Genomic DNA, 26503 nt, shown 5'->3' with positions numbered 1-26503 from the left:
TGCGTCCTTCCGGTTGGTGGGAGGAAACGCCACGCTAACAGGTGTTGAAGGACCGGAGAAGTCAGTCAGGAACTGCCGTGACAACCACATTGTGGCTGTAATCCTCTCGTGCGTCCAGCCATTGGCCACCGCAGGTGACCAGCTTGAGCAGCGGTTTTCCATCACGGCGAAAGATCCCCTGTCCGTCGAAATCGTCCTTGTCCATCAGCGCCACCTCGGTGACACGGTAGGTGACGGGCTCGGCCGCCTCCCGTTCGACCGTGATGAGGGTGCCCGGCTCGAGCTGCCTCAGTTCGGAGAAGGGAGCCATGCCCGTCAGGGTGTCGACGTGGGCCGCCAGCACCGCGGTCCCCGTCCGGTCACCCGGCGCGGCACCGTAGCGGTACCAACCCGCCCGCTTAACCGACTTGGGGATTTCCATGGCGTTGTCGGTGTTGACGCCGACGTCGACGACGCTCACATCGATTGACGTACCGGCCACGAGCAGCCGGGTGGGCGGTGTCTCGTCGCTGGCGGTGGTCGGTGGTGCGGCGGGCTGCACCGGGATATCCGCAGGATCCGGGATCTTGTCGACCATCGATACCGCGGTATCCACGGGCCCGGCTGGGGTTTTTTCAGCTGCCGGGGAAGCGGCCGGTACCACCTGCCGGCTCGCGGCCGGCTGCATCGGTGCGGCACAGCCGGTAGCGGCGATCAAGACACCGCAGCACAGGAGCCCTGCGCGGGTGCCCATCGTCGTCGTCAGTACGGTCATGATTCTTTCCTCAAGGGGTGGTTGCCGGTGCCGGAGCGATGGAAGCCGGCGGCGCCCCGGGCTGGCGCCGCCGGCTTCTTCAGACCCGTCGCAGTTAGTCGGTGGTGCGAACCGCTTGCCTGCGACGGGCGACTGCGCCGGTGCCGAGGAGCAGCAGCACTGCTCCGCCGGCAACCGCGGCGATGGTGTAGTCCGGGCCGGACTCCGCGGCCGCGCCCGACATGCCGCCCGGCACTGCACCGGGTGCGGAATGCAGTCCTTCAATGTTCTGCACCGCCAGAGCCAGGTTGCCGTCCTCCAGGCTGCCCCAGGCGTAGACGACCGTGTGGGTGCCCTCCGCCACCGGCACGTCGGCCGGCCCGATCACCGGCTCGGTGGTGCCCGCCGCAGCCACAGCCGCGGAGATCGTGCTCGGGTCCAGGGTGAGGGTCTGTTCGTTCGGGTTGGACAGGCCTTCGATCACCGGTGATCCGCCCGCCAGCACATCGACGGCGGGGGCGGCGGCCGTGTGACGCACAGTCAGCTTGCCCTTGCCGGCGTCGATGGCCGAGACGTCGTTGGCGAACAGGTTGGCGGTGGGATTGCCCTCGGCGTCCAGGTTGGCCACGGCCGTGTAGTTGCCGCCGCCCTCCAGTTGGACATCCACCGGGCCGATGGCGGGGCTGTCGGCGTTCTCGGCGTCCGAGGCGGTGATGGCCAGCGAGTACGCGCCGGCAGGCAGGGCCAGCGGGCCGGCCAGGTCACCGGGAGCGAAATCATCCAGCGTCCGCTCGCCGTTGACCCACACGTCCACGGTCAAATCCGGGACGCCGTGCAGGACCGAAAGCTGGGCTTCCTGTTCCGTTGCTTGGGCGGGACTTGCCGCGCCGAGTGCCAGAAGCCCCAAGGCTGAAACGGTAACGATGCTCTTGCGCATTTCCTTCTCCTTCAACGGCCCGGATGCTCCGGGCTGATCGGTGCTTACATCCCTACTACTGTCCGGGCAGGGTATTTGGATGCACTTTCATGAAAGTTTTTTTCAGCCATCGCCAGCGGTGGCGAGCACCGCCGTCGTCGTCCGTTCCATGCAGAGCCGCGGAAGACGCTAAGTTTTTCCTATGGCTACGGAAGATCGCGTTAACGAACACTCAAAAGGCCGGACCGAGACCTTCGAGGAGAAGCTGGACCGGAACTGGAACGAACTGCTGCAGGAACTGCGGGTGATGCAGACCGGCGCGCAGATCATCACGGCGTTCCTGATGACGCTTCCGTTCCAGAGCCGCTTCAGCGATCTGGCCCCGTACCAGGTGGGTCTGTACATTGCGCTGCTGGTGCTCGCGGCGCTCATGACCGGGGTGATCCTGACGCCGGTGGCGATCCACCGCAAGCTGTTCGGGCTGCACCTCAAAGACGCGACCGTGGCGCACGGGCACCGGATCGTGAAGGTCGCGGTGCTGGGCATCGGGCTGCTGGCCACCGGCTGCGTGGCGTTCATCGTGGACGTGATCGCCGGGGACGTCCCTGCCCTGGCGGTGGGCGGCAGCGTCCTGGTGGCGATGTTCTTCCTGCTGTGGATCCTGCCGTACCTGCTGCAGCGCGGGCTGCGCGGTTCAGAGGCGCGCTCCAGCGACTGACGTGTTGCGGCGCTTTCCGGGCCATTGACCCCGTGACAGGGTCCGGCGCGAGTGGAAGCATGGCGGCATGGCCACTGAACCGGAACCGACGCCGCAGCTGGTGCTGGTCACCGGTGCCACCGGCTACATTGGCGGGCGGCTGGTTCCGCGGCTGCTGGCCCGCGGCTACGCCGTCCGCGTCCTGGTCCGCTCACCGGGCAAGCTCGCGGCGGTTCCGTGGCACGACGACGTGGACATCGTTGCGGGCGACCTCGCCGACGCCGACGATGCCAAGCGGGCCTGCTCCGGCGTGCAGACCGTGTTCTACCTGGTGCACTCCATGGCCTCCGGAACTGACTTCGAAGGACGCGAACTGGCCATAGCCCGCACTGTGGCCGCCGCCGCTGCGGCGGCCGCGGCGCAACGGGTCGTCTATCTGGGCGGGCTGCATCCGGAGAACGTCGAACTCTCCCGCCACATGCGCTCGCGTGCTGCCGTGGGCCGGGCCCTGCTGGAAGGCGACGTGCCGGCGGCGGTCTTCCAGGCCGGCGTCGTGATCGGCTCCGGTTCCGCCTCCTTCGAGATGATCCGGCATCTGGCGGAGAACCTTCCGGTGATGCCGGCGCCCAGCTGGGTGGAGCGCATCGTGGAGCCGATAGCCATCAGCGACGTGCTGCACTACCTGGAACGGGCGCCGGAGCTGCCGGCCGGACTGAACCGCACGTTCGACATCGGCTCCCGGGAACGGATCACCTACGCGGGACTGATGTACGGGTACGCGCGCGAGGCCGGGCTGGCGCGGCGGCTGATTTATGCCCTGCCGATTCCGGCTCCCGCGCTGGCCGGCTGGTGGGTGGCGCTGACGACCCCGATTCCGCACGCCATGGCCGTGCCGCTGGTGCAGTCCCTGCAGCACGACGCCGTCTCCGCGGAGCACGACATCGACCGCTACATCCCGCCGCCCGAGGGCGGGCTGACCGGCTATCGCCGCGCGGTGCAGCTGGCCCTGGGCAAGATGGCCAGCGGCGAGGTGGAGACCAGCTGGACCAATGCTTCCAACAGCCCGCCGTCAGACCCACTGCCCAGCGACCCGGAGTGGGCCGGCCGGACCGTGTTCGTGGACGCGCGGGAACGCGGATCCACGGTTCCGGCCGAGGACGTGTGGCGGGTGATCCAGGGGATCGGCGGGGACAGCGGCTGGTACTCGTGGCCCGCGGCCTGGGCCATCCGGGGCGTGCTGGACAAGCTGGTGGGCGGCGCCGGGCTCAACCGCGGCCGCCGGCATGCCGACCGGCTCAGCGTCGGCGACGCGGTGGACTGGTGGCGGGTGGAGGCCATCGAGGACGCACCGGAGCGCCGGCTGCTGCGGCTGCACGCGGAGATGAAGGTGCCGGGCCAGGCCTGGCTGGAGCTGTCGGTGGTTCCCGAGGACGGCGGCAGCGTGTACCGGCAGCGGGCCATCTACTTCCCTACAGGCCTTTCCGGCAAGCTCTACTGGTGGCTGGTGCTCCCCTTCCACGGACTGATCTTCCCGTCCATGGCCCGCAACATCATCCGGCGGGCCGCCGGGCTCCGGACAGCCGGTGACGCGACCGTCGGTGACGCTGCCGGGCGCGGGGCTGCCGGTGACGCGATGGCCGGCAAGGGCTAGAGTGCCCAGCATGAACGAGCGACCGGACGACGGGCCCGCGGAAAAGTATCGACGCCCCGAGGGCCTCGACGATGCCACCCTTGAGGCCCTGGGCAAGATCTCCGAGGCGCTGGAGGCGGTGGAACACGCCCGCGGCCTGCTGTACGGCTTTCACCGGCTCACCGGTACGGCCGACCTGGCGCTGGGCGAGGCGGTGGAGCTGCTGCGCAAGGCAGGACACCATCAACTGGCCGAGACGGTCGACCGGGAAATCGTGGGCCGCAACGTCATCGAGGGACATTGGACGTTCCAGATCATCGACGAGTACGACGAGATCTACTACGGCCCCTTCAAGGAGCTGGAGCGGCAAGCACGCGAGGCGCTGGCTGGCGGCCGCAAGCACCTGTTCGAGGCCGGGATGAAAGAGGACCGGCGCACTCACGGGCTCCGGAACCACGAGGCAAACGCCCCCGGCCAGCGGGACGCGGGCACGTGATCCCGGCCGGCGGGACGCCGGCGGCTGACCTTGGCCGGCGCGGTCTCGTCGCCTGATCCCGGCAAGCACGACCCCGACCCTGCCTTCCCGGAAGGTCTTCGAGCCAGGACCGCCTGCGGCGGTTCCGGGCCTAAGCCTGCGGGTAGACAACCGCCAGCGGCAGCCGGCCGCAGGCCAGCACGACGAGCTCCCGGCCGGCGTACCGGTCGCCGCGGGGCGCCACGGTCCGGGGCCGGGTCGGACGACCAGCCGGGCTTCCCGGCTCGCCGCCATCCCCTTCCTCCGGACCGGACGCTGACACGGCACCCGGTGCCAGCAGCGTGCCGGCGGCCAGCTGGGCGTCGGCGGAGACCACCACGCGGCCGGCACGGTTGACCAGGGCCGCGGCCGGGTGCAGGCTCTTCAGCGCCGGCAGCAGCAGCGGTTCCAGCGATTCGACAAAGACGTCGGCTCCCGCCACGCCGACGCGCCGCTCCCCCGCTGCGACCGGGACCGTCATGGTCATGGTGTATTCGTCGGTGCAGAGGAAGTCCACGTAGGGTCCGGTGACATGCGGCAGGCCGGTTTCCATCGGCCGGGTGAACCACTCACGCCGCATGTAGGCGTCGGACGCCGATGCCAGGGCGGGCAGAACCAGCCGCTCCATGCTTTCGCCCTGCCACCACGCCATGTGCCAGGAAGCGTCGGCCACGGCGTGGGCGGCGGCAACAAAGCCGGCGCCGACCACGGGCCATTCCGCCCTCCCCACCAGCTCAGCGGCCAGCGGCTGCATGGTCGTGGTGATCTGCCTGCCGCCCGGCGGCCTCGCCGGGTCCCTAAACAGCCCGGCCAGGGCCGGTACCCAGGCGTTGACTTCGGCCAGGATGTCTTCGAAGAATCCGGTGACCTCGGCGAGCGGATCCGCGGCACGCGCCGCTTCCGGTTCGGTCATGGAACTCATCCCGTCCTCCTTTGGGCGGTAGCGGGCGTCGGGCCGGAGGGCCGGTCGGTCAGCCGGGCATGTTCATCGATCAGCGCCGCCAATCCGGCCTGGATCTGCGCGGTCACTGTTTCACGCGCCGTCGCGGCATCGGCTGCGGCAACCGCATCGGCAATACGGTCGCACAACTGCACCATCTTGGCGTCGAACTCCGCGTCCTCGTGCAGCAGCGACATCAACGGACCAAAGTCCTTGTAGAGCCGGACGAACTCACGCGTCAGCCGCGCCGACTGGCTCAACGCTGCCAGCTCCAGCAGGAAATCACCGACGACGGCCCCGCCGGTGCCTGTCGGACGGGAGCCATGCAGGATCCGGCGCAGCATTTCGGCGTCGTCGGGGTCCGCAAAATCCGCCGCCAGTTCGGCGGCGGTCGCGGCAATGGCACGGTAATGGATGGCCAGGTCGCGCAGTTCCACCCGGCTCATCCGGCCCAAGCGGTCACGGACCAGTTCCGCACGCCGTCCGGTGGGGACGGTGACGAAGGTACCCCCTTCGCGGCCCCGCCGGGTGGCCACCAGCCCGCGGGAACGCAGGCCCACCAAGGCTTCCCGGGCCGTCACGGTAGCCACCCCCATCGAGGAAGCCAGCTCGGCCTCGCTGGGCAGCCGGTCGCCGTCGGCCAGCACACCCGCGGCAATCCCTTCCAGAATCCGGTCCTCCACGCGCTGCGCCTTGCCGCCCTCACCCAGCGGGGCGAAGACCGCGGCGAGCAAGCGCTGGCGTGGCGGGGAATCCGTGGGCATGCGTCGATCCTTCCAGACGGACCGCCCGCAGGACAGCAGGACGCGGCGGAGGGCCGCCACCGGAACAGCCCGTAACAAAAAATGTACACGATGTGACCCGCTTTACATTTAACCTCTGGTTTCATAGGTTAACGCATGACGATGTAGTCCACGCCACATCAGCCTCTTGAAAGGACCCAGCCGTGCACGCCACAGCCACCTCCGCATCCACTGCCCCGGACAGCACGGCGGCCACCGCTACGCCTGCCATCTCCCTGCAGCAGGTCGTGAAGACCTTCGGCGACTTCACCGCCGTGAAGGGTCTGGACCTGGACATCCGCCAGGGCGAGTTCTTCTCGCTGCTCGGCCCCTCCGGCTCCGGCAAGACCACCGTGCTGCGGATGATCGCGGGCTTCGAGCTGCCCAGCTCCGGCCGCATCGACCTGGCCGGCCGCGACGTCACGTCCAAGGCGCCGTTCGAACGCGACGTCAACACCGTTTTCCAGGACTACGCCCTCTTCCCGCACCTCAGCGTGGCGCAGAACGTGGAGTACGGGCTCAAGCTGCGCAAGACGCCGCGGACCGAGCGCCGCAAGCTGGTGAACGAGGCACTGGAGATGATCCGCCTGCCCCAGGTGGCCGACCGGCTGCCCTCCCAGCTCTCCGGCGGCCAGCGCCAGCGCGTTGCCCTGGCCCGGGCGCTGGTTTTGCGCCCGCAGGTGCTGCTCCTGGACGAACCCCTCGGCGCACTGGACAAGCAGCTGCGCGAACAGATGCAGGTGGAGCTGAAGCAGATCCAGCGCACCGTGGGCATCACGTTCGTCTTCGTCACCCACGACCAGGAAGAAGCGCTCACGCTCTCGGACCGCGTGGCCGTGTTCAACGAAGGAGTGGTGGAGCAGGTGGGCACGCCGGAGGATCTGTACGAACGCCCCGGCAGCCGGTTCGTTGCGTCCTTCCTCGGCAACACCAACCTGGTAAAGGGCGCATTGGCCCAACAGCTCACCGGTTCCGAGGCGCTGCTGAGCATCCGGCCGGAGCGAATCCACATCCGCCCCGTGGACGAGCCCGCGGCGGCCGATGGCCTCTCCACCGTGGAAGCGGTGATCGAGGAGGTCATCTACACAGGCCCCGCCACCCGCTTCGTGGCGCGCACCGCCGTCGGGCAGACCCTGATTGTCCAGGAGCCGAACGATTCCCGTGCCTCCGGTGCCCGGCGCGGTGACCGGGTCCGGCTGCAGTGGTCCTCGCGCTTCAACTACACCGTCTAGTCCCGCACCAACTACATCACTACGCACCGAAGGAAAGGCACCCCATGAAGATCACCAAGGCACTGCCGCTGGCGGCACTCGCCTCGCTCTCGCTGGTCCTGGCCGGCTGCGGCGGCTCCGCTCCCGCTTCGTCCGCCGGCGGCATCCAGGTCCCGGACTTACCGGCGGCCACCGAGGTGGGCGAGTCCGAGGGCGAAGTCAACATCATCGCCTGGGCCGGCTTCGTCGAGGACGGCTCCACCAATCCCGACGCCGACTGGGTCACCGAGTTTGAAAAAGAGACCCAGTGCAAGGTCAACCGCAAGGTCGGCGCCACCAGCGACGAGATGGTCCAGCTGATGCGCACCGGCGAGTACGACCTGGTCTCGGCCTCCGGCGACGCCTCGCTGCGCCTTATTGCCGGCGGTGACGTGGCCCCGATCAACACCGACCTGATCCCGAACTTCGGCCACATCGTGGACGGCCTGAAGGGCCAGATCTACGACACGCTTAACGGCAAGACCTACGGCGTTCCCATCGGCCGCGGCGCCAACGTCCTGATGTACAACACCGAGGCGGTGCCCGAAGCCCCGGACTCGTGGGAAGCCACTTGGGACCCGAACAGCGAATACGCCGGCGAGATCATGGCCTACGATTCGCCGATCTTCATTGCCGACGCGGCCCTCTACCTGATGGCCACGCAGCCGGACCTGGGGATCACCAACCCTTACGCGCTGGATAAGGAGCAGCTTGCCGCAGCGGTGGAACTGCTCAAGGCCCAGAACGACATCGCCGGCGAGTACTGGAACGATGCGCTGAAGGCCGTCTCCTCCATCTCCTCCGGGACCGCGTCCCTGGGCACCGGCTGGCAGGTCATCGTGAACATCGCCCAGGCCGACGGCGGAAAGGTCGAGTCCGTGCTGCCGAAGGAAGGCGCCACAGGCTGGTCCGACACGTGGATGCTCTCCGCGCAGTCCAAGAACCCCAACTGCGCCTACCAGTGGATGGACTGGGCCTCCTCCGCCGAGGTGAACGCCAAGATGGCCCAGAACTTCGGCATGGCCCCAGCCAACGCGCTGGCGTGCGAAGGCTCCAAGAAGAACGAGGAGCACTGCGCCACCTACCACGCCACGGACGAGGACTACTACAAGCAGGTGTGGATGTGGACCACCCCGGTGGAGCAGTGCATTGACGGCCGCACCGATGCCACCTGCACCAACTACCAGGAGTGGACCAAGGCCTGGACCGAGGTCAAGGGCTAACCCCTCCCTCCAGCACCCCTCCCCGGGCAGGGGTGCGGCGCGCGGTGAGCACCGTCGTCGTACCCCTGCCGTGGAGGCACTCCCCCAGCACGACGCCGGTGCCCCGCCGGCCGTGCGCACCGCATCTTGATCAGCACCGCATCTGAAGGAGGAACGGCGGGCAAGCCCGCCGGAAACCACCATGGCAGCACCAACGATTGAACCGGAGGCCGCGGCCGGCACCGCCCCGGCGCCGGGCAGCCAGCGCGGCGGACTGGGCGACCGGATCTCCCGACTGCTGTACGCGCGCCCGAAACTGCGCTTGGCCGCACTCCTGACCCTGCCGCTGGCGTGGCTGGGCGTGCTGTACATCGGATCGCTGATCCTGTTGTTCATCACCGCGTTCTGGACCACCGACACCTTCACCTCCAAAGTGATCCCGGCGTTCACCGTGGAGAACTTCGTGGAGATCCTCACCGTGCCGGCCTACCAGCTGACCGCGTTGCGGACCATCGGCATCGCGCTGTCCGTGACGGTGCTGTGCGCCGTGCTGGCGCTGCCGCTGGGCCTCTACATGGCCAAGGTCGCCTCGCCGCGGATGCGGGCCGTGCTGGCCATCGGCATCACCTTGCCGCTGTGGGCCGGCTACCTGGTGAAGGTGTTCTCCTGGCGCATCACGTTCATGAGCGGCGGGCCGCTGGACTGGCTGTTGGCGCCGCTGGGCATGACGGGGCCGGGCTACGGCACCGCGGCACTGATCATCACCCTGGCCTACCTGTGGTTCCCCTACATGGCCGTGCCGGTGTACTCGGCCTTCCGCCAAATCCCGGACAACCTGTTCGATGCCTCCTCGGACCTGGGCGCGAAGGCGTGGTCCACCGTGCGCACCGTGGCCGTCCCGCTGCTGAAGCCGGCGTTCATTGCCGGGTCCATCTTCACGTTCTCGCTGAGCCTGGGCGACTACATCGCCGCGCAGTTCGTGGGCGGCAAGACGCAGGTGATCGGCACCGTGATCGCCTCCAACATCAACCTCAATCCGCCGCTGGCCGCCGCATTCGGCACCGTGCCCATCGTGGTGGTTGTCCTGTATCTCTTCCTGGCCCGCAAGTCCGGCGCCCTCAAGCAGCTTTAGGAACAGACCGATGAGACTTTCCTCCTCCGCCAAGTTCACGCTGCGGCTTTTCGCCGGGCTGGTGATGGCCGCGATCTACCTGCCGTTGCTGCTGGTGATCCTCAACTCGTTCAACGCCACCACCTCCGGCGCCTTCCCCATCACGGAATTCACCACCCGCTGGTGGGAAGCCGCCTTCCACAATGAAGGCGTCCGCGAGGCCCTCTGGACGTCGCTTCGCGTGGCCGCGGTAGCCACGGTGACTGCGCTGCTGCTGGGCACGATGATCGCGTTCGCGCTTTCCCGGTACGACTTCTTCGGCAAGAACACCGTCAACCTGCTGGTGGTGCTGCCCATCGCCCTGCCCGGCATCGTCACCGGCGTGGCACTGAACAACACGTTCAAGACAGTGTTGGAGCCGCTCGGCATCGGCCTCGGGCTGTTCTCCGTGATCGTGGGTCACGCAACGTTCTGCATCGTCATGGTGTTCAACAACGTGCAGGCCAGGCTGGGCCGGATGAATAAGGGCCTGGAAGAGGCCGCCATGGACATGGGCGCCAACGTGGTCAAGACCTTCTTCCAGGTCACGTTCCCGGGTTTCCGCTCGGCGTTCGTGGCCGGCGGCCTCCTGGCCTTCGCGTTGAGCTTCGACGAGATTGTGGTGACCACGTTCACGGCACCGCCCGGAACGGAGACCCTGCCCATCTGGATCTTCAACAACATGGCCCGGCCCAACCAGGCACCGGTGGTAAACGTGATCGCCGCCGTGCTGATCATCGTGTCGATGATCCCGGTCTACCTCAGCCAGCGGATGACCGGAGACGACAAGAAATAGGCAACAGCAGGAACGGCGCGGGTTCCCGGTTTCCGGGGTCCGCGCCGTTCGTCTAGCTTCCCGCGGCGGGTTGTGCTTCCACGGATGCGGCCAGGCCCAGTTCGTCCTCGCCGAGGTCCGCGAAGTAGGCCTCGACGGAGGCACGGTCCACCTCCGCGAGCGTGGCCGGGTTCCAGCGCGGATTGCGGTCCTTGTCGATCACCTGGGCGCGCACGCCCTCGGCGAAGTCCGGAGCGGCGACCAGCCGGATGCCCAGACGGTAGTCCTGGTCGAGCACCTCCTCCAGCGTCTCCATCTTGCCCGCCCGGCGGAGGGCCTCGAGCGTAAGCTTCACGGCCGTGGGCGACTTCATGGCAATCTCCTCGGCGGCGGCCTGCGCGGCCGGGACCGGGGAGTTCCGCAGGGCGGCGAGGATCTGCTCCGCGTCGTCGTGCGCGTAGCACTCATCGATCCAGTGGCGTTCCTTTTCCAGGTCCGACGCCGGGATGTCCGTGTGGGAGAAGGCCGCCATGGCTTCGATGGCCGGGGCTTCGGCGAGCGCGGCCGCCAGGGCCGGAAGCTCCGCGCTGTCCACGAAATAGTCGGCCAGGCCCATCGCGATGGCGTCGGCTCCGGTCCCGGTGCCTGCGGTCAGCGCGAGGTGGGTGCCCAGCTCCCCCGGTGCCCTCGAGTACAGGAAGCAGCCCCCGACGTCGGGGATGAACCCGATCCGGGTCTCCGGCATGCCGATCTTGGTCCGTTCGGTCACTACCCGGTAGGAGGCGTGTGCCGACACTCCGACGCCCCCGCCGAGCACCACGCCGTCCATGAACGCCACGATCGGCTTGGGATAGCGGGAGATCAGCGAGTTCATCCGGTACTCGTCTTCCCAGAAGACCTGGTCGCCGCCGTCCTTCATGTGCCGGTAGATGGCCACGATGTCGCCGCCGGCGCACAGTCCCCGTTCCCCGGCGCCGGAAATCAGGACGGTCTCCACGGCGTCGTCCTCGGCCCACTCGCGGAGGGCCGCCGTGATCGCCGTGATCATCGAGTCGTTGAGGGCGTTGATGGCCTTGGGTCGGTTCAGGACAATGTGGCCCAGGCGGCCGGTACGCTGCAGCAGTATCTCGTTGGTATTCATCGCAGGCCAGCCTACCCGGCGGTGGCCGCCGCGTCAGCGGGCCTGCGGCCGTTCGCCGGCGACGGGCCCCGCGTCAGGGGCTTAGGGGCCGTTCGTCGGGCGACAACCGGCCGGAGGTAGCAACGGCTGAAGGGCGGCCGCCGACGTGCAGCCTCTCGACGCCGCGAGGTGGGCGGCCTATCCTGCACGAATGACCCATCCCGACGCGGAACCGGGCACGCAGCCGGCATCCGGACCTCCGGAACCGGGCACGCAGCCAGCATCCGGACCTCCGGAACCGCCGCTGCGCCGGCTGCCCGTCTGGGCCGTTGCGGCCTCCTGTCTGCTGCTGGGGGCCGGGCTGTTGGCCGTCGGGCTTGCCGCGGGAGGTGCGGCGGCGCCGCCCTTGCCGGGTCTGCCCACGGCGGGAGCGGTGACAGCCTGGGGGCTGCCGGCTGCCACGCTGCTGGCCACCGTCAGCCTGGTCCTGGGCGCCGGCTTCGCCTGCGTCGCGCTGCTTGCCCTGCCCGCGGGGAGTCAGGAGCTGTCGGGTGCGGGCCGGGGGCTGGTCGTCGTGGCGGCCGTCCTGGGAGCCGCCGCCGTGCCGGCCGTGTTGTTCCGCCTCTGGTTGACCGGGAGCGAACTGCTCGGCGTTCCCGTCAGCCAGCTGGACACCGCTGAGCTGATACGGGTGGTGCTGGAGGTCAGGCCCGGCAGGGTCCTGCTCTTTCAGGCTGTACTGACGGTCGTGGCGGCGGTGACCGCATGGTTCTCGCGCACGGCCACGGGCGCGGGCCTGGCGCTGATCCTCCTGGTGGCGGCCCTCGCCATGCCGCCGCTGACGGGCCATGCCTCCAGCCACGACGAACACTTTCTGGCGGTTGCCAGCCTGGGCATCCATGTGTCGGCCGCGGGCCTCTGGGCGGGCGGGTTGGCGGGTGTGGCGTATCTGGCACGGCAGGCACCCGACCACTTCCTGCGGACCATGCGGCGCTACAGCACGCTGGCGCTGGCCTGCGCCACAGCGGTGGCTGCCAGCGGCCTGGTCAATGCCCTGCTCCAGGTGCAGGCCCCGGCCGCGCTGGTGTCCGGCTACGGGCTCCTCGTGTTGGGGAAAACGGCGGCGTTTGCGCTGTTGATCATGTGTGGCTGGCTGCATCGCCGCACGACGCTGCGCGGGCTGGCGGTGCACGGGCGCACTCGCGCCGGCCTCCAGACCGCGGCGGATGCCCGGCTGCCGGCCGAACCCGCACCCCTGCGGCCGTTCCTCCGGCTGGCCGCCGCCGAGCTCATGGTGATGGCGGCGGCCTATGGCCTGGCGATAGCGCTGGCGCGGACACCTCTGCCCTAGCTTGTTCCGCCGAGCGGACACTCGATGTGCGGGTGAGGGCTGGGCGCAGACCCTTGGCTTAGGTCGTCCCGGGCGGACGGGTCCATGGCTCGGGTCCCCCGTTGCCCGGCGGCGGTGTTCCCGGTGTCCCGGGTTCTTCCGGCCGGGCCGGCCGCGCCGGCGGGTTGACGGGCCCTTGCCCCGGGGGCGCGGCCTCCGGGTTGCCGGGCCCATGCGTTGCGGCCGGGGCGGGCGGGTCGACCGGCCCTTGGTCCAGGCGGAAGGGCGGGTACTCGTCGCGCATCAGCAAAACGTAGGCCGCCACCCGGTAGGCCCAGCGGTTGATGCCGACGATCAGGGCGAACAGCTCCTGCCGGTATCGGCCGCTGAACAGCAGGATCACCGCGGTGATCAGCACGAGCAGGCCCAGCAGCGAGGGGCCCCACGTGGCGGGGGACGCATAGGCGTCCTCGCCCCAGCCTCTGCCCCAACCGCGGTCCCAGGCTGCACCGGTGCCGCTGGTGAAGATGCCGACGATGAGCAGGTGCGGGATGGCCAGCAGCCACCATTTCACCAGCACGAGCCAATGCGAGAGGCGCTGCGGGTAAGCCACGTCCAGGTCGGCCGGGTAGTCGGCGGCGGCCAGTGTGAACGGCGGATACCGGTCGGTGCCCAGCGCGGAGTACCCGTAGAAACCCACGCGCCAGGACCAGCGCAGTACACCGACGTTGTAGCGGAACCAGGACCTCGGATAGCGCCCGGTGAACAGGATCACGATCCCGGCCGCGATAGTGGTTATCAACACGGCGAACCACAGCACGGCCAGGACGATGTAGTGCGGAATAGCCAACAACCACTTGACGAGCCACAGCCACCGGGACAGCCGGCCGTCCAGGAAGCCCGTCACCAGCACCGGGTATACCTGCGTCGTCCTTCCCCACCCGGCATTCCCGGCCGGCGCGGCTCCCGAGCCCTGGCCTGGGCGCCGGTACGGCTCCAGGCCGTCCGGACCCGGACCCTGACCCTGGCCCGGACGGGAACGATCCTGATCGATGTCGCGGCCCAGGCCTGCGGAACCGAGCAGCAGGAGGGGAATACCGACGACCAGGCCGATCAGCCCGGCGATCAAGAGGCCGTTCCCGGTCGGTCCCAGCACATCGGATCGTGCCCCTGCCTGCACCTCCACCCACACCGGGCGGGAAGCGTCCGCGTTCATCACGACCAGTGACCACCGGCCGGGTTGCAACTCCCAGGCAATCTGCTGCGGGCCGCTGCCGGAGGTCGATTCGGTCCAGAAGTCCTGCTCGCCGGGCGGGGCCGGAACGCGGTCCCCTTCCGAGGTCACCTCGTCGTCGTCATCGAACCACGACGAGCGACCCGGCCGGTCCCCGGCGTCGGACCGTAAGGCGTCACCGAGCGAGGTGTAGGAAACGCCCTCCAGGTAGGCCGCGGCGTCGGAGGCCTCGGCGATGCCCACGAAGACCTCTTGGTCCGGAACCACGGGGGTGACGCGCACCTGGAAACTGGCCAGGTCTCCGAGCGGCGGAATATCGGGCATTCCGGCAGCCCCGGGGTCGACGTCCACGGAAGGGCCTACGAGGGCATACCCCGTGCTCTGGTACTGCTCCGTCGGTCCGGTCAGGTAGCGGCCGTCGCCTTGCACGGCGCTGGCACCAAGAATGACGGCGGCGCTGATGGTCAAGGCGAGCCCGGCGACGGTCAGCAGCACGCCGAGGACCAGCAGCACCCAGTGCCCGGGCTTCATGCGGGCCGCTGGAGGCGCCGGACCGGGCGCAGGAGGCGGGGCAGGTTGGGCGGTCATGACGGTCCTTTCGCAGCGCGTGCCGGAACCGTTACCCGGGGGCTAAGCGCCCACAACAGGCAACATGGTACTCAGCCGTCGCGACCGGAGATAGAGCCGGCGCTCATCTGCCGGCCAAGGCCCGGCCGACCAGGCTGGGTTCCGGGTTCGTCAGGACCTCGCCGCCCAGCAGCACAGTGGGGACGGTTTCGTTTCCGTGGTTGTGCTGCCGGACGTACGCGGCGCCTTCCGGGTCCTGCCAGATGTTCACCCAGTGCGCGGCCCGGCCGTTGCGGCCCAGGCTCGCCTTAAGCCGCAGGCAGTAGACGCAGCCGGGCCGCCAGAAGATGACCACCCGGCCAGGGTCGTCGCCCTGGTCCCTCAGCTCTGTCCACGGGGTGGCCCGCCGGCTGCCAAAGAAAGGACTTACCGCCCACGCGCCGGCCAGCAGCAACGCGGCGTAGATGCCGCCGGGCAGCCAATCGCCGTCCTGCCCCTTAAAGACCAGGGCAGCCACGGCCAGAGCGGCCAAAGCTGCCGCGGGAAACCAGCGCTCAAAGCGTTTCATGGACACAGCGTACGCGCGCCGTCCACGCCGTCGCGGGCGCCCTCGCTCCGGTTTTGCCTAGGTTTCTCCCAGCTTTCGCCACGGCAACACACATGGTTGACCAGTAGTGTCGCTGACTTGTGCACCGAGATGGGAGAACAGTGTGACTAAGAAGTGGTTATTGAGCCTGGCCGTTGCTGGCTCCATCGCCGTCCTCACCGCCTGCGGGGCGCCTGCGGAGAGCGGTTCGAGTCCGGCGGCTTCGGCGGAATCCAGCGCGGGCGCCGAAGAGCAGGCCCAGCCGCCGGAGCCGGATCTTGAAGGCATCCCCGATGTGGTGGCCGAGGTCAACGGGACGGAGATCCCCAAGGACAAGTTCACCGCAGCGTACGAAGGGCAGTTCCAGCAGATGGCCATGCAGTCCCAGATGACGGGGCAGGAAGTGGACCAGGACGCGCTGAAGAAGCAGACGGCCGAGGCCATGGTGGGCACGCAGCTGCTGATCCAGGAAGCGGACAACCGCGGGATCAAGGCGTCCGGGAAGGACGTGCAGGCCTCACTGGAGGAGATGGCCAAGGCCAACCAGTTCAAGACCGTGGATGAGCTCATGGCCGCCATCAAGGAACAGGGCATGACCGAGGACGAGGTCAACGCCGAAATGGAGACCCAGGTCCGGGTGGACAAGCTGATTGCCGAGGAGACCGGCGACGCCAAGCCCACCGAGAACGAGCTGAAGGCCGCTTACGAGCAGGCCAAGAAGCAGCAAGAGCAGATGGGCGAGCAGACCGGCCAGAAGGCCGAGGTTCCCTCCATGGAGGAGATGCGGCCGAACCTGGAGCAGCAGATCCAGGCGCAGAAGGAATCAGAAGCCACGCAGGCCCTGGTCACGGACCTCCGCGAGAAGGCGGACGTCAAGATCCACCTCTGATTTTCCCTGCCTCGAAACTACGACGACGGTGCCCACCACAGCGGGCACCGTCGTCGTTGTTGTCCGGGGCGGCTTGAGCAACGGGCGCCTACCCGCGGGTGACCTGTATTTTCTGCCGCGGCGTTTCCGTCCCTGACTGCGGAACCGGGGCCTTGATCTCGAGCACTCCGTCCCTGTAGGTGGCGGTGATGTCCTCGTCCTTGACGCCATGGGGCAGCGGCACGCTGCGGGAGAAGGATCCGTAGCGGAACTCCGAGCGGTAGGTGCCCTTCTCCTTCTCCTCCTTCCGCTCGTGCCGCTCGGCGCGGATATGCAACTGTCCCTCCGAGACGGAAATCTCCGCATCGTTTTCCGGGTCGATGCCGGGCAGCTCGGCCCTGATTGTCAGGACGTTGTCCTTGATCTCCTCCTCCACCCGGATCATGGATTTTTCCTGTTCACCTTCGAAGAAGCGGCGGAAGGGCTCCGCCAGCTCGAAGGGCGAGCGGCGCTCGAACGGCGGCCACTTCAGCGAATCACTCATGGCTCACACTCCTGTGACAGAAACGGCAGGCCGGGGGCCGAGGGCCCCCGACCCCTAATACCCTTCAGTTTTCGCAGGTGCAGGTTCTGGCATACGCACCCGGTGCTTCCGGCACGGCAACATGGTATAGCCGCCCGGTATAAACAGGAATGGGTTAGGTCCGCGGGCGGATCGCCGCATAGAGCAGCATGTCCCGGCGCACGCCGCCGATGGTCTGGTAGCTGCGCAGCAGGCCCTCGCGGCTGAAGCCTGCGGACTCGGCAGTCCGGATCGAGGCGTTGTTCCAGGGCTCGATGTAAAGCTCCAGCCGGTGCAATTCCGGGATGGTCCAGGCGAAAGCTGCTAGCGCCGCGAGCGCATCCGCTGCCCGGCCCTGCCCCCGGTGTGCCGGGGACATCAGGTAGCCGGCGGTGGCCCGGCCTTCCGGCAGGTAGGTCAGCCAGAGCCCGATCTGGCCGACCGCCCGGTCCGACTCGGCGTCTGCCACCGCGAAGGAGTAACCCGCGCCGGAGGTGAACCGCCCGTTCTGGCGCAGGATCCACTCCACCGCATCGTCCTCCCGGCACGGCGAGGGAATGGAACTGATCAGCGGGATGTACGGATCCTGGGCCAGCTCGAGGGCCAGATGGGCGTCCTCGCTGCGGAATTGGCGCAGCACCACGCTGCCCTGCGCCGGCGTGACCTCCGGCCAAGCCAGCGGCAGGCGCGCATCCATGTCTGCGATTGTGCCAGTTGTCGTCCGCGTGGCAAGAACGGGCGGCGCCGAAGGGGGCTGCACGTTCGGGCTCAAGTGGTTTCGGCCAAGACGTCCATGATGCCGGTGACGAACTGGTCCAGATCGCCCGGGTTGCGGGAAGTGACCAGGGTCCAGCCGTGTTGGCGGTCGATCACCACGGGCTCGTCGTCCCACTGGCCGCCGGAATTCATGATGTCCGCCTTGAGCGAGATGTAGGAGGTGAGCGTCTTGCCGCGGGTGCGCCCGGTTTCCACCAGGAGCCAAGGGCCGTGGCAGATGGCGGCGATCGGCCGGCCGGACTCCGAGAAGGACCGCACTATGCCCTGGGCGTCCGGGTCCAGTCGCAACTGGTCTGCGTTCAGCGTCCCGCCCGGCAGGACCAGCAGGTCATAGTCGCCGTCGGAAACATCGGGGAGAGATTTGTCCACCGGAATCTTCTCGCCTCGGTCCCAGTCCCCGACCATGGTTTCCACGTCGCCGGCTTCGGGCGCCGCGATCGTGACGTCGACGCCAGCCGCGCGCAGTTTTTCGACCGGGACTTTCAGTTCGTCCTGTTCAACACCGCGGTTGCTCACCGCTACCAAGACCTTTTTGCCTGCAATTTCGGGCATGCTTTTTCCGTCCTTCCAGTGGAGATGTTCGGACAACTTCCACCTTGCCACTGCTGGGAAGCGAAGCCAAGGCGCCACCGCGCGGGGGGCCCCGCCGTCAGGCGCCTTGCGCTGCACCGACTCTTGACGTGTCCCGGGGGCCGGGGTCAACTGGAGATCACGAACCGGCGCGCCGTGCGCCGACCCAGTAAGGAGACGCCGTGAAGCTCCCCCACCCCCGGGGCCTTGTCAGCGAGACGTTGTTGGCCGCCCTGCACAGCAGCCAGATTCCCGACGCGCTGCCGGAGCTGCAGGCCGCGGCCGAGAACAGGCTGGCAGTCACCGAGGACGTCCTGTTCGACGACGATCTGCAGCTTGCGCTGTTTGCCTTGTACGAACTTCACTACGGCGGGCTGGACGGCGTAGACGACCAGTGGGAGTGGAACCTGCCCCTTCTTCGGGTCCGCGCCCTGATCGAGCAGCGGATGGAGGCCAGGCTGCGGGAGTCCGTCTCCGTTCCGGCCCCGCAACAGCTTTCGCAGCAGGCGGTGGCGGACCGGCTCTTCGAGCTGGCGGCTGACGACGACGGGCCCAGCCTCTCCGCGTTCATGGCCCGCGAGGCCTCGCTGGAACAGGCCAAGGAATTTCTGGTCCTTCGCTCGGTGTACCAGCTGAAGGAAGCGGATCCACACACCTGGGCCATCCCCCGGCTGGACGGGCGGGCCAAGTCGGCCATGGTCGAGATCCAGGCCGACGAATACGGCGGAGGAAAGCCCGGCCGGATGCACTCGGAGCTCTTCGCCCGCACCATGCGCGGACTGGGGCTGGACCCCTCGTTCGGAGCCTATGTGGACTCCGTCCCGGCCATCACGCTGGCGTCGGTCAACAGCATGTCGCTGTTTGGGCTGCAGCGCCGGCTGCGCGGAGCGATCTGCGGGCACCTGGCCATCTACGAGATGACCTCTTCGATTCCCAACGGCAAATACGCACGCGGTTTCCGCCGGCTGGGGTTCGCCGGCGAGGTGACGGAGTACTTCGAGGAACATGTGGAGGCCGATGCTGTCCACGAACAGATCGCCGGACGGGACCTGGCCGGCGGACTGATCGCCGGGGACCCGACCTTGGCCGCCGATGTGTTCTTCGGTGCCGGCAGCGCGCTCTACCTGGACGGACTGGCAGGGGGCTGGCAGCTGGACGCCTGGACTTCCGGCCGTTCGGCGCTCCGCCAACCGCTGGATTCGGGCCGGCAGGCACCGGTTGCCGCCGGCGCCTCGGTGTGAGGATCGAGTACGTCCTGCCGCTGAAGTGGCAGGACAACGGCGGCGACGCCGAACTCACTCGCTATCTGCTGTCCCTGCCGGAGTGGGTGGACGTGACGGTGGTGGACGGCTCCGCGGAGACTGTTTTCGCCGAGCATCACCGGCTCTGGCAGCGGCGCGTGCAGCATCTGCGCCCGGACGGACCGCCCACGCCCAATGGGAAGGTGCAGGGGGTGCTGACAGGATTGCGGCACGCGCGGCATGACCGGGTCATCATTGCCGACGACGACGTCCGTTACACCCCGGAGAACCTGTCCGCCGTGGCGGAATTGCTGGGGCATGCCGAACTGGTGCGCCCGCAGAACTACTTCGACCCGTTGCCGTGGCATGCCCGCTGGGACACCGCGCGGTCCCTGCTGAACCGGGCGTTCGCGTCCGACTACCCCGGCACGCTCGGCGTCCGCCGCTCGCTGCTGCTGAGAACCGGCGGTTACCGCGGCGACGTGTTGTTCGAGAACCTGGAACTAATCCGCACGGTCCAGGCCGCGGGCGGCCGCCAGGTCCGGGCCGACGGCATCTACGTCCGGCGGCTGCCGCCGACCTTCCGGCATTTCCTGGGCCAGCGGATTCGGCAGGCTTACGATTCCCAAACCCAGCCCGCGCGCTTGGCCGTGGAACTGCTGCTGGTCCCGCTCCTGCTGCTGCAGGCGCGCCGGCCCGCAGGCTATGGCGCGTGGGCCGCCGCCGCCGTCGTCCTTGCGGAAGCGGGGCGGCGGCGTGCCGGCGGCGCCCGGGTGTTCGGTGCGCGCGCCGCGCTGTGGGCACCGCTGTGGGTGCTGGAGCGGGCCGTGACCTCATGGCTCGCCGTGGGCTGGCGCTGTACGGGCGGCATGCCGTATTCCGGCCGTCGGCTGCGGAGCGCGGCCAGCCGTCCGGCACCACTGCGGCGGCGGTTCAGTCACCTTAACGTCACGATAGGAGAAATTAATGACGAGCCAGGAACCGACCGAAATCGTCGTCTGCCCCGACGGGCCGCTGCTGGTACGCGGTGACTTTGACCTCGTGGACGGCGACGGAAAGGCGGTGCCCCGGACCCGGGAGACCGTTGCCCTGTGCCGCTGCGGCGGATCGGGCATCAAACCGTACTGCGACGGAACGCACAAGCTGCTCGCGGCGAGGCGGAAGGCGGCGCAGTAGCGCGGCCTTGCGGCGCTGATGTTGAGGGGGCGCGGTGCCTGATGAATTGAACGACGACGCCGCGCCGGTCCGGCCAGGCGGTGGGACGGGTGAAGAGCGATTCCTGGGCGGGCGGGACCTGACCAGGTGGAACACGCCACCGGGCAAATTCCTGGCGCGGTGCATGCACCGCCTCAGCAGCATCCTGGGTCCACACGCCGCGTTGATCCTCACCCTGGCCGCCGGAGCGCTGGTCGCGGTGTTGCTCACCGTGGCGTCGGCGGAGATCTATGAGGCGGTGACCGACGAAGACGGCGTCGCCGAATTCGACCAGCCGGTCCTGGACGCGGCGCAAACCGTCCGGTCCCCCTGGCTCGATACGGCGGTTACCGCGTTTACGAACCTCGGCGGGCCCATCGGCATGCCGATCCTCGCGTTGCTCGTCATGGGTATCCTGACCTTTCGCCGGCGGTCCTGGACCCCGGCCATTCTCATCACCACCGCGGCTGCCGGGTCGCTGTTAATGACGGTTGCGGCCAAGCAGTTCATTGGACGGGCCCGCCCTGCGCTGCGGGAGGCAGTGCCGCCCTTCGAATATTCGGCGTCTTTTCCCAGCGGGCATTCCCTCAACGCGGTCGTGATCGCCGGCGTGGTGGCCTACCTGCTCATCCTGCGCCAAGCCAGGCGGCGGTCCAAGATCCTCACGGTCGGCGCCGCCGCCCTGTTTGCCGTGGCCATGGGGTTAAGCAGGGTTTTCCTGGGCCACCACTGGTTCACGGATGTCCTGGTCGCGTGGACCCTCGGGGTCGCGTGGCTGGCGCTGGTCATCACCGCCCACCGCCTCTACCTGACCGTCTGGCACCGCGGGGCCGGCCGGGTTCCCACCGAAAGGAGATCCCCGCCGGCGGCACCCTAGCCAGATGCTCTCAGGCGGGCTCGACCAGGACGCCGGCCAGGTTGTCGAGCGCCCCGGGGACCAAGGAAAAGTACGCCCACACGCCGCGCTTTTCCCGGTGCAGGATCCCGGCGTCGACCAGGACCTTCAGGTGGTGCGAGACGGTCGGCTGCCCCAACCCCAGCGGCTCGGTCAGATCGCAGACGCAGGCCTCGGATCCTTCGCTCGCGGAAATCATGGAGACCAGGCGCAGCCGGTTCGGGTCCGCCAGGGCCTTGAACTGGCCGGCCAGCGCGGCGGCACGGTCGGCGCCCATCGGCGGCGCACCGCTGGGAGTGCAGCACGAAACGAGATCGCCGTCGAGGTCGGTCGGCGCGAGGTCGGTAACGGACGTCATGTCATCCATTATGCCCAGAGATTGACAGTTGTCGATGTGTCCACCCATACTCGGTATCGACGAACATCGATACGACTTCCGGCGGTGACACCACGCGCCAACGTCCCGTCACGAGGAGCCACGTGAGCACGCCCGTTGCAACACCCGACACCAGCCCGGTAGCCGCCCAGATGTCCACCCTCGACCGTTTCCTCCCGGTGTGGATCATCGCTGCCATGGCCGCCGGGCTGCTGCTCGGGCGGTTCGTCCCGGGCATCGGGCCGGCGCTGGATTCTGTGCAGGTAGCCGACGTCTCGCTGCCCATCGCCGTCGGGCTCTTGGTGATGATGTACCCGGTGCTGGCCAAGGTCCGCTACGACGAGACCCACCGGGTGGTGGCGGACAAGAAGCTCATGGTCAGCTCGCTGGTGATCAACTGGCTGGCGGCGCCGGCGTTCATGTTCGCGCTGGCGTGGATCTTCCTGCCCGACCTGCCCGAATACCGGACGGGCCTGATCATCGTGGGGCTTGCCCGCTGCATCGCCATGGTGATGATCTGGAACGACCTGGCCTGCGGCGACCGCGAGGCGGCCGCGGTGCTGGTGGCCATCAACTCCGTGTTCCAGGTGATCGCGTTCGGCGCGCTGGGCTGGTTCTACCTGCAGCTGCTGCCGTCCATGCTCGGCCTGCCGACCACCAGCGCCGAGTTCTCCTTCTGGGCGATCACGGTCTCCGTGCTGGTGTTCCTCGGCATCCCGCTGCTGGCCGGATTCCTCACCCGCACCCTCGGCGAAAAGGCCAAGGGACGCGCCTGGTACGAGGGCAAGTTCCTGCCGAAGCTGGGGCCGTGGGCACTGTACGGCCTGCTGTTCACCATCGTGCTGTTGTTCGCGCTGCAGGGCGACGAAATCACCTCCAATCCGCTGGACGTGGCCCGCATTGCGCTGCCGCTGCTGATCTACTTCGTGGTGGTATTCGCTGCCGGCATGGTGGTCGGCAAGCTGCTGAAGCTGGGCTACGAGCGCACCACCACGCTGGCGTTCACCGCCGCAGGCAACAACTTTGAACTGGCCATCGCCGTGGCGATCGGCACGTACGGCGTGACGTCGGGGCAGGCGCTGGCCGGCGTTGTGGGGCCTCTGATCGAGGTTCCGGTGCTGGTGGCCCTGGTTTACGTGGCCCTGTGGGCACGGCGGCGGTTTTTCACCGAGCCCGCGGAGGCGTCGCCGTCCGTCGTCTTCCGCTGATCCGACCGCGTCGGGACACCGGCCCGACCCCACGGACAGGCAGACCCGACACGTAACCGCCCGAGCCGCACACCTAACAGACCCGGCCGCACACCGACTTTCCCACCCAGCACAGGAGCATTCAGCGCATGAGTACCGAAACCGCCAAGAAGCCCTCCGTCCTGTTCGTCTGCGTCCACAACGCCGGGCGCTCACAGATGGCCGCCGCCTTCCTCTCGCACCTGGCGAAGGGCGCCATCGAGGTCCGCTCCGCCGGGTCCCAGCCCGCCGATCAGGTCAACCCGGCAGCCGTGGAGGCGATGCGTGAAGAGGGCATCGACATCTCCGCCGAAATGCCCAAGATCCTCACCACCGAAGCCGTCAAGGATTCGGACGTGGTGGTGACCATGGGCTGCGGCGACGAGTGCCCGTTCTTCCCCGGCAAGCGCTACGAGGACTGGGTGCTGGAGGACCCGGCCGGCAAGGGCGTGGAGTCGGTCCGGCCGATCCGCGATGAGATCAAGGGGCGCATCGAGCAGTTGATCGCTGAGTTGCTGCCCGCGCAGCCCGGCGCGAACTGACCCGCCCTACTACTACTGCGAGGAAGCCGAACATGAGCCAGGACAGGAACAGTGCGGAACTCCCCGTCGTCGTCATCGGTGCAGGGCCGGTCGGGTTGGCCGCGGCGGCCCACTTGCTGGAGCGCGGACTGACCCCGCTGGTCTTCGAAGCCGGAGAGGCTGCCGGTGCCGCGGTCGCCGACTGGGGCCACATCCGGCTGTTCTCCCCCTGGCGCTATAACATCGACGCCGCGTCCCGCCGGCTGCTGGAGGCTGCCAGCTGGGAAGAGCCGCGGCCGAGCGCACTCCCCTACGGCTCCGAACTGGTGGAGCGCTACATCCAGCCGCTGGCCGCCGTGCCGGCCCTGCGCAATATCCTGCGCACTTCTTCACGGGTAGTGGCGGTCAGCCGCGCCGGGATGGACAAGACCCATTCGCTGGGCCGGGCCGAGACGCCGTTCCTGGTCCGGGTCCAGGACGATTCGGGGACGGTCACCGACCACCTCGCGCGCGCCGTGATCGATGCTTCCGGTACGTGGAGCCGGCCGAACCCGTTGGGCCAGGCCGGGCTGCCCGCTCCCGGTGAAGCCGAGGCCCTGGCCGCCGGCTTCATCACCGGGCCGCTGCCCGACGTCGTCGGCAGCGCCCGCGCGCGCTTTGCCGGCAAGCACATCCTGGTGGTCGGCGCCGGCCACTCGGCCGCCAATACCTTGCTGAACCTTGGCCAGCTGGCTAAGAACGAACCGGGCACGCGGGTCAGCTGGGCGGTCCGCGGTTCCAGTGTCGCGCGGCTCTATGGCGGCGGGGAGCTGGATGGGCTGCCGGCGCGCGGCCAGCTGGGGACGCGGCTGCGCCGCCTGGTCGAGGACGGCCACGTGGACCTGCACACCTCGTTCACCATCACCGGCTTCACGTGCGCGGACAGCCTCGCCGTCAGCGGCAGTACTCCCGACGGCGACGTGCAGCTCGACGTGGACCTGCTGGTTCCGGCCACCGGCTTCCGGCCCGACCTGGACATGCTGCGCGAGGTCCGGCTCGAGCTTGATTCGGCCGTGGAAGCGCCCCGCGCGCTTGGCCCGCTGATCGATCCGGAGTTCCATAGTTGCGGCACCGTTCCCCCGCACGGCGCCAGGCTGCTGGCTCACCCGGACCGCGACTTCTACCTGGCCGGCATGAAATCCTACGGCCGGGCGCCGACCTTCCTGTTGGCCACCGGCTACGAGCAGGTCCGCTCGATCGCCGCCGCGTTGGCCGGGGATGCAGCGGCCGCCGACAACGTGGAACTGAACCTGCCGGAGACAGGCGTCTGCTCCACCGACCTCGGCGCCAGCTGCGACGTCCCCGCAACGGGAACTGCGGGTCGGGTGGCGGTCGGCGAGGAAACCGCCGGTGGGGAAACGTCCGCCGGTCGGGAAACGCCTGCCTGCGAAGAGGCAGCCGAGCCGGAGCCAGCAGCCGCGAGCTGCTGTTCCGCGCCAGAGCCGGTCCAGCTGGGATTCCCCACCGGGTTCCGGCACGGCCGCTCGGGCGAGCCCTTGGCGACGGGGCGGGGATAGTCTGGGAGTCCCGACGTCCAAGGAGATGCCCATGAGTTCCGTCCTCCCCACCCTGCTCACCAGCACCGGCCTGCTGGGCGGTTTCAAGACCGGCCAAGCGACCAAGAACCGCCCCCTGGCCGGAGCCGTGCTGGCCGCCGCGGGAGCAGGAGCCTTCTCGATGTGGCAGCGCAACGCCGGCACCGGCCGGGCGGCAGCGCTGACCGGTGGGTATCTGGCGGCCTTCGGCGTGTCCCATCCGCTGGCCAAGAAGATCGGCGCCTGGCCGGCCGTCTATACGGTGACGGCCGCGACGGCGCTGGCTTCGCTGGTTTTCGGCCGCAAGCGCTGACCGCTCACTGGGCGGCCGTGCCGCGCGGGCTTGTTGCCGGGCGCCGCGGCGCGGTTCCCCCGGCGCCGCGGTTTATTCCCCAGCGACCCGCCGCGGCTCGGTTTCCCGAGGCCGTGGCTTCTGCCCTGGCGTCATGCTGCCGGCAGGTCCCAGTACAACCGGCCGGCTTCGGTTCTGGCACCTGCCGACGGCTCGTGCAATGATTTCTTGCCGCCGGGCAGCAGGTGCACCACCTCATAGGCGTGCAGTAACACCAGGACGTCCGAGATAAGCCGGCGGTGGCAGCGCCACCACACGCTCTCGCTGCACATGATCGCCACGTCGGCGGCCTCGGCGTCGGTCAGCAGGCGTCCCAGCCCGTTGGCGAATTCCGGGGTGCGCGTGTAGGCGGCATAGGCCCGGAACGCAGCGACTTGCCACCAGCCGTCGGGCTCGGGCTCGCCGGCGGGAATCCGCCGTCGTCCGCCCAGGTCTTCTTCCCAGCGGTAGCCGAGGCCGGCGGCGGGAAGCCATTCCGTGAGCGCCTCGCGGCCCATGTCCGGATGCTTGCGGCTGCCCGGGAAGCGGCGGACATCGACGACCTTCTGCACGCCGGCGCCGTTGAGCAGTTCGGTCAACTCTTCGGGCGTGCTGGTGCCGTGGCCGACGGTGAACAGCCGCGGGTGTTCGTCCTGTGCCATCTGCGAACCCGAACTAACGCGGCGTCGAACCGTTCTTGCGGCTTACCCGTCCGCGGTAGCGCAGCTGGATGATGCGGGCGGCCCCTGCGGCGGCGACGAAGATGCCGCCGGCGACCGACGCCACGAACAGCGCCAGCCCCAGTGCGACCTGCCCCTCGAAACCGAAATAGCGCAGCAGCACCTGGTCCTGGTTCTGCGCGATGAACACAATCAGCAGCACCAACAGGAGCAGCGCAACGACCACCGACGTCCAGATCATCCCCAGTCGGGTGCCTTGTTG

General features: G+C 68.6%; 30 protein-coding genes. 17 read left to right on the top strand and 13 right to left on the bottom strand.

Features of this window, described 5'->3' with window-relative positions; all coding sequences use genetic code 11:
- Nucleotides 1–61: 61 nt before the first annotated feature.
- The gene (locus tag AC5RV3_RS12825) at nt 62–754 is read right to left on the bottom strand and encodes a class F sortase (protein WP_494108248.1); all 693 of its coding nucleotides are present in this window, start codon (nt 752–754) and stop codon (nt 62–64) included.
- A 94-nt stretch (nt 755–848) separates the two neighbouring features.
- Complete coding sequence (locus tag AC5RV3_RS12820; protein WP_494122457.1) at nt 849–1670, bottom strand: DUF4397 domain-containing protein; 822 nt, start codon at nt 1668–1670, stop codon at nt 849–851.
- Nucleotides 1671–1851: 181 nt separating this feature from the next.
- Between AC5RV3_RS12820 and AC5RV3_RS12815 the strand changes: the two genes are divergently transcribed.
- The 3 genes from AC5RV3_RS12815 to AC5RV3_RS12805 all read left to right on the top strand — a co-directional run bounded on the left by AC5RV3_RS12815 (nt 1852) and on the right by AC5RV3_RS12805 (nt 4472).
- A complete protein-coding gene (locus tag AC5RV3_RS12815; RefSeq protein ID WP_494111640.1) occupies nt 1852–2367 on the top strand; it encodes a DUF6328 family protein in 516 nt (171 codons plus the stop codon).
- Nucleotides 2368–2434: 67 nt separating this feature from the next.
- Nucleotides 2435–3997: an SDR family oxidoreductase gene (locus AC5RV3_RS12810; protein WP_494122456.1), complete on the top strand. Its 1563-nt coding sequence runs from the start codon at nt 2435–2437 to the stop codon at nt 3995–3997.
- A gap of 10 nt (nt 3998–4007) precedes the next feature.
- Nucleotides 4008–4472, top strand: a complete 465-nt coding sequence (locus AC5RV3_RS12805) for a hypothetical protein (protein WP_494122455.1) — start codon at nt 4008–4010, stop codon at nt 4470–4472.
- 130 nt (nt 4473–4602) lie between these two features.
- Here the strand turns inward: AC5RV3_RS12805 and AC5RV3_RS12800 are convergent, their stop codons facing one another.
- Both AC5RV3_RS12800 and AC5RV3_RS12795 read right to left on the bottom strand, forming a co-directional pair.
- Nucleotides 4603–5412: a cache domain-containing protein gene (locus tag AC5RV3_RS12800; protein WP_494122454.1), complete on the bottom strand. Its 810-nt coding sequence runs from the start codon at nt 5410–5412 to the stop codon at nt 4603–4605.
- On the bottom strand, nt 5409–6194 hold the full coding sequence (locus AC5RV3_RS12795) for a winged helix-turn-helix domain-containing protein (protein WP_494122453.1): 786 nt from the start codon (nt 6192–6194) through the stop codon (nt 5409–5411). Before AC5RV3_RS12795 ends, AC5RV3_RS12800 begins: the two co-directional genes overlap by 4 nt.
- 182 nt (nt 6195–6376) lie before the next feature.
- Here AC5RV3_RS12795 and AC5RV3_RS12790 point away from each other — a divergent pair, with 182 nt between their 5' ends.
- The 4 genes from AC5RV3_RS12790 to AC5RV3_RS12775 all read left to right on the top strand — a co-directional run bounded on the left by AC5RV3_RS12790 (nt 6377) and on the right by AC5RV3_RS12775 (nt 10610).
- Complete coding sequence (locus AC5RV3_RS12790) at nt 6377–7444, top strand: ABC transporter ATP-binding protein (RefSeq protein ID WP_494122452.1); 1068 nt, start codon at nt 6377–6379, stop codon at nt 7442–7444.
- Between the two features lie 44 nt (nt 7445–7488).
- The gene (locus AC5RV3_RS12785; protein ID WP_494122451.1) at nt 7489–8685 is read left to right on the top strand and encodes an ABC transporter substrate-binding protein; all 1197 of its coding nucleotides are present in this window, start codon (nt 7489–7491) and stop codon (nt 8683–8685) included.
- 181 nt (nt 8686–8866) lie between these two features.
- Nucleotides 8867–9796, top strand: coding sequence for an ABC transporter permease (locus AC5RV3_RS12780; RefSeq protein WP_493987726.1), 930 nt, complete (start codon nt 8867–8869; stop codon nt 9794–9796).
- A 10-nt stretch (nt 9797–9806) separates the two neighbouring features.
- Nucleotides 9807–10610 carry an ABC transporter permease gene (locus AC5RV3_RS12775; RefSeq protein WP_494122450.1) on the top strand — a complete coding sequence of 268 codons (804 nt, stop codon included), beginning with the start codon at nt 9807–9809 and terminating at the stop codon, nt 10608–10610.
- A 52-nt stretch (nt 10611–10662) separates the two neighbouring features.
- On the opposite strand, the gene AC5RV3_RS12770 is transcribed toward AC5RV3_RS12775, so the two are convergent.
- Entirely contained in the window at nt 10663–11730 is a 1068-nt protein-coding gene (locus tag AC5RV3_RS12770) for an enoyl-CoA hydratase/isomerase family protein (protein WP_494122449.1), read from the bottom strand.
- Between the two features lie 190 nt (nt 11731–11920).
- On the opposite strand from AC5RV3_RS12770, the gene AC5RV3_RS12765 reads away from it, so the two are divergent.
- Nucleotides 11921–13060: a copper resistance D family protein gene (locus AC5RV3_RS12765; RefSeq protein ID WP_494122448.1), complete on the top strand. Its 1140-nt coding sequence runs from the start codon at nt 11921–11923 to the stop codon at nt 13058–13060.
- Between the two features lie 58 nt (nt 13061–13118).
- Here the strand turns inward: AC5RV3_RS12765 and AC5RV3_RS12760 are convergent, their stop codons facing one another.
- A complete protein-coding gene (locus AC5RV3_RS12760) occupies nt 13119–14861 on the bottom strand; it encodes a DUF4389 domain-containing protein (RefSeq protein ID WP_494122447.1) in 1743 nt (580 codons plus the stop codon).
- A gap of 103 nt (nt 14862–14964) precedes the next feature.
- Nucleotides 14965–15408, bottom strand: coding sequence for a glutaredoxin family protein (locus AC5RV3_RS12755; RefSeq protein ID WP_494122446.1), 444 nt, complete (start codon nt 15406–15408; stop codon nt 14965–14967).
- Nucleotides 15409–15550: 142 nt separating this feature from the next.
- On the opposite strand from AC5RV3_RS12755, the gene AC5RV3_RS12750 reads away from it, so the two are divergent.
- Nucleotides 15551–16315 (top strand): SurA N-terminal domain-containing protein, encoded by a 765-nt coding sequence (locus AC5RV3_RS12750; protein WP_494122445.1) that lies wholly within the window; start codon nt 15551–15553, stop codon nt 16313–16315.
- An 88-nt stretch (nt 16316–16403) separates the two neighbouring features.
- Here the strand turns inward: AC5RV3_RS12750 and AC5RV3_RS12745 are convergent, their stop codons facing one another.
- The 3 genes from AC5RV3_RS12745 to AC5RV3_RS12735 all read right to left on the bottom strand — a co-directional run bounded on the left by AC5RV3_RS12745 (nt 16404) and on the right by AC5RV3_RS12735 (nt 18185).
- Nucleotides 16404–16838 (bottom strand): Hsp20/alpha crystallin family protein, encoded by a 435-nt coding sequence (locus AC5RV3_RS12745; protein WP_494122444.1) that lies wholly within the window; start codon nt 16836–16838, stop codon nt 16404–16406.
- 154 nt (nt 16839–16992) lie between these two features.
- Nucleotides 16993–17553 carry a GNAT family N-acetyltransferase gene (locus tag AC5RV3_RS12740; RefSeq protein WP_494122443.1) on the bottom strand — a complete coding sequence of 187 codons (561 nt, stop codon included), beginning with the start codon at nt 17551–17553 and terminating at the stop codon, nt 16993–16995.
- A 71-nt stretch (nt 17554–17624) separates the two neighbouring features.
- Nucleotides 17625–18185, bottom strand: coding sequence for a type 1 glutamine amidotransferase domain-containing protein (locus tag AC5RV3_RS12735; RefSeq protein WP_494122442.1), 561 nt, complete (start codon nt 18183–18185; stop codon nt 17625–17627).
- A 200-nt stretch (nt 18186–18385) separates the two neighbouring features.
- On the opposite strand from AC5RV3_RS12735, the gene AC5RV3_RS12730 reads away from it, so the two are divergent.
- The 4 genes from AC5RV3_RS12730 to AC5RV3_RS12715 are packed head-to-tail and all read left to right on the top strand — an operon-like array spanning nt 18386 to nt 21515.
- The gene (locus AC5RV3_RS12730) at nt 18386–19444 is read left to right on the top strand and encodes an iron-containing redox enzyme family protein (protein WP_494122441.1); all 1059 of its coding nucleotides are present in this window, start codon (nt 18386–18388) and stop codon (nt 19442–19444) included.
- Nucleotides 19441–20475 carry a glycosyltransferase family 2 protein gene (locus tag AC5RV3_RS12725; protein WP_494122440.1) on the top strand — a complete coding sequence of 345 codons (1035 nt, stop codon included), beginning with the start codon at nt 19441–19443 and terminating at the stop codon, nt 20473–20475. The genes AC5RV3_RS12730 and AC5RV3_RS12725 overlap by 4 nt, the downstream gene beginning before the upstream one ends.
- Nucleotides 20411–20620 carry a CDGSH iron-sulfur domain-containing protein gene (locus AC5RV3_RS12720; RefSeq protein WP_494122439.1) on the top strand — a complete coding sequence of 70 codons (210 nt, stop codon included), beginning with the start codon at nt 20411–20413 and terminating at the stop codon, nt 20618–20620. The genes AC5RV3_RS12725 and AC5RV3_RS12720 overlap by 65 nt, the downstream gene beginning before the upstream one ends.
- A gap of 34 nt (nt 20621–20654) precedes the next feature.
- Nucleotides 20655–21515, top strand: coding sequence for a phosphatase PAP2 family protein (locus tag AC5RV3_RS12715; protein WP_494122438.1), 861 nt, complete (start codon nt 20655–20657; stop codon nt 21513–21515).
- A 10-nt stretch (nt 21516–21525) separates the two neighbouring features.
- Here AC5RV3_RS12715 and AC5RV3_RS12710 read toward each other — a convergent pair whose 3' ends face one another.
- Entirely contained in the window at nt 21526–21891 is a 366-nt protein-coding gene (locus AC5RV3_RS12710; RefSeq protein ID WP_494122437.1) for an ArsR/SmtB family transcription factor, read from the bottom strand.
- 122 nt (nt 21892–22013) lie between these two features.
- Here AC5RV3_RS12710 and arsB point away from each other — a divergent pair, with 122 nt between their 5' ends.
- The 4 genes from arsB (at nt 22014) to AC5RV3_RS12690 (ending at nt 25543) form a co-directional block, all read left to right on the top strand.
- Entirely contained in the window at nt 22014–23117 is a 1104-nt protein-coding gene (arsB, locus tag AC5RV3_RS12705; protein ID WP_494122436.1) for an ACR3 family arsenite efflux transporter, read from the top strand.
- Nucleotides 23118–23245: 128 nt separating this feature from the next.
- The gene (locus tag AC5RV3_RS12700; protein WP_494122435.1) at nt 23246–23677 is read left to right on the top strand and encodes an arsenate reductase ArsC; all 432 of its coding nucleotides are present in this window, start codon (nt 23246–23248) and stop codon (nt 23675–23677) included.
- 32 nt (nt 23678–23709) lie between these two features.
- Nucleotides 23710–25212, top strand: a complete 1503-nt coding sequence (locus AC5RV3_RS12695) for an FAD-dependent oxidoreductase (protein WP_494122434.1) — start codon at nt 23710–23712, stop codon at nt 25210–25212.
- 31 nt (nt 25213–25243) lie between these two features.
- Nucleotides 25244–25543, top strand: coding sequence for a hypothetical protein (locus AC5RV3_RS12690; RefSeq protein ID WP_494122433.1), 300 nt, complete (start codon nt 25244–25246; stop codon nt 25541–25543).
- A 131-nt stretch (nt 25544–25674) separates the two neighbouring features.
- On the opposite strand, the gene AC5RV3_RS12685 is transcribed toward AC5RV3_RS12690, so the two are convergent.
- Together AC5RV3_RS12685 and AC5RV3_RS12680 are read right to left on the bottom strand one after the other, a co-directional pair.
- Nucleotides 25675–26223 carry a DUF488 domain-containing protein gene (locus AC5RV3_RS12685; protein ID WP_494122432.1) on the bottom strand — a complete coding sequence of 183 codons (549 nt, stop codon included), beginning with the start codon at nt 26221–26223 and terminating at the stop codon, nt 25675–25677.
- 13 nt (nt 26224–26236) lie between these two features.
- Nucleotides 26237–26482, bottom strand: a complete 246-nt coding sequence (locus AC5RV3_RS12680) for a LapA family protein (protein ID WP_493987706.1) — start codon at nt 26480–26482, stop codon at nt 26237–26239.
- Between the last annotated feature and the right edge of the window lie 21 nt (nt 26483–26503).

The organism is Arthrobacter sp. Y3221114 (assembly GCF_059092625.1).
This window is presented reverse-complemented; position numbering and strand designations above follow the sequence as displayed.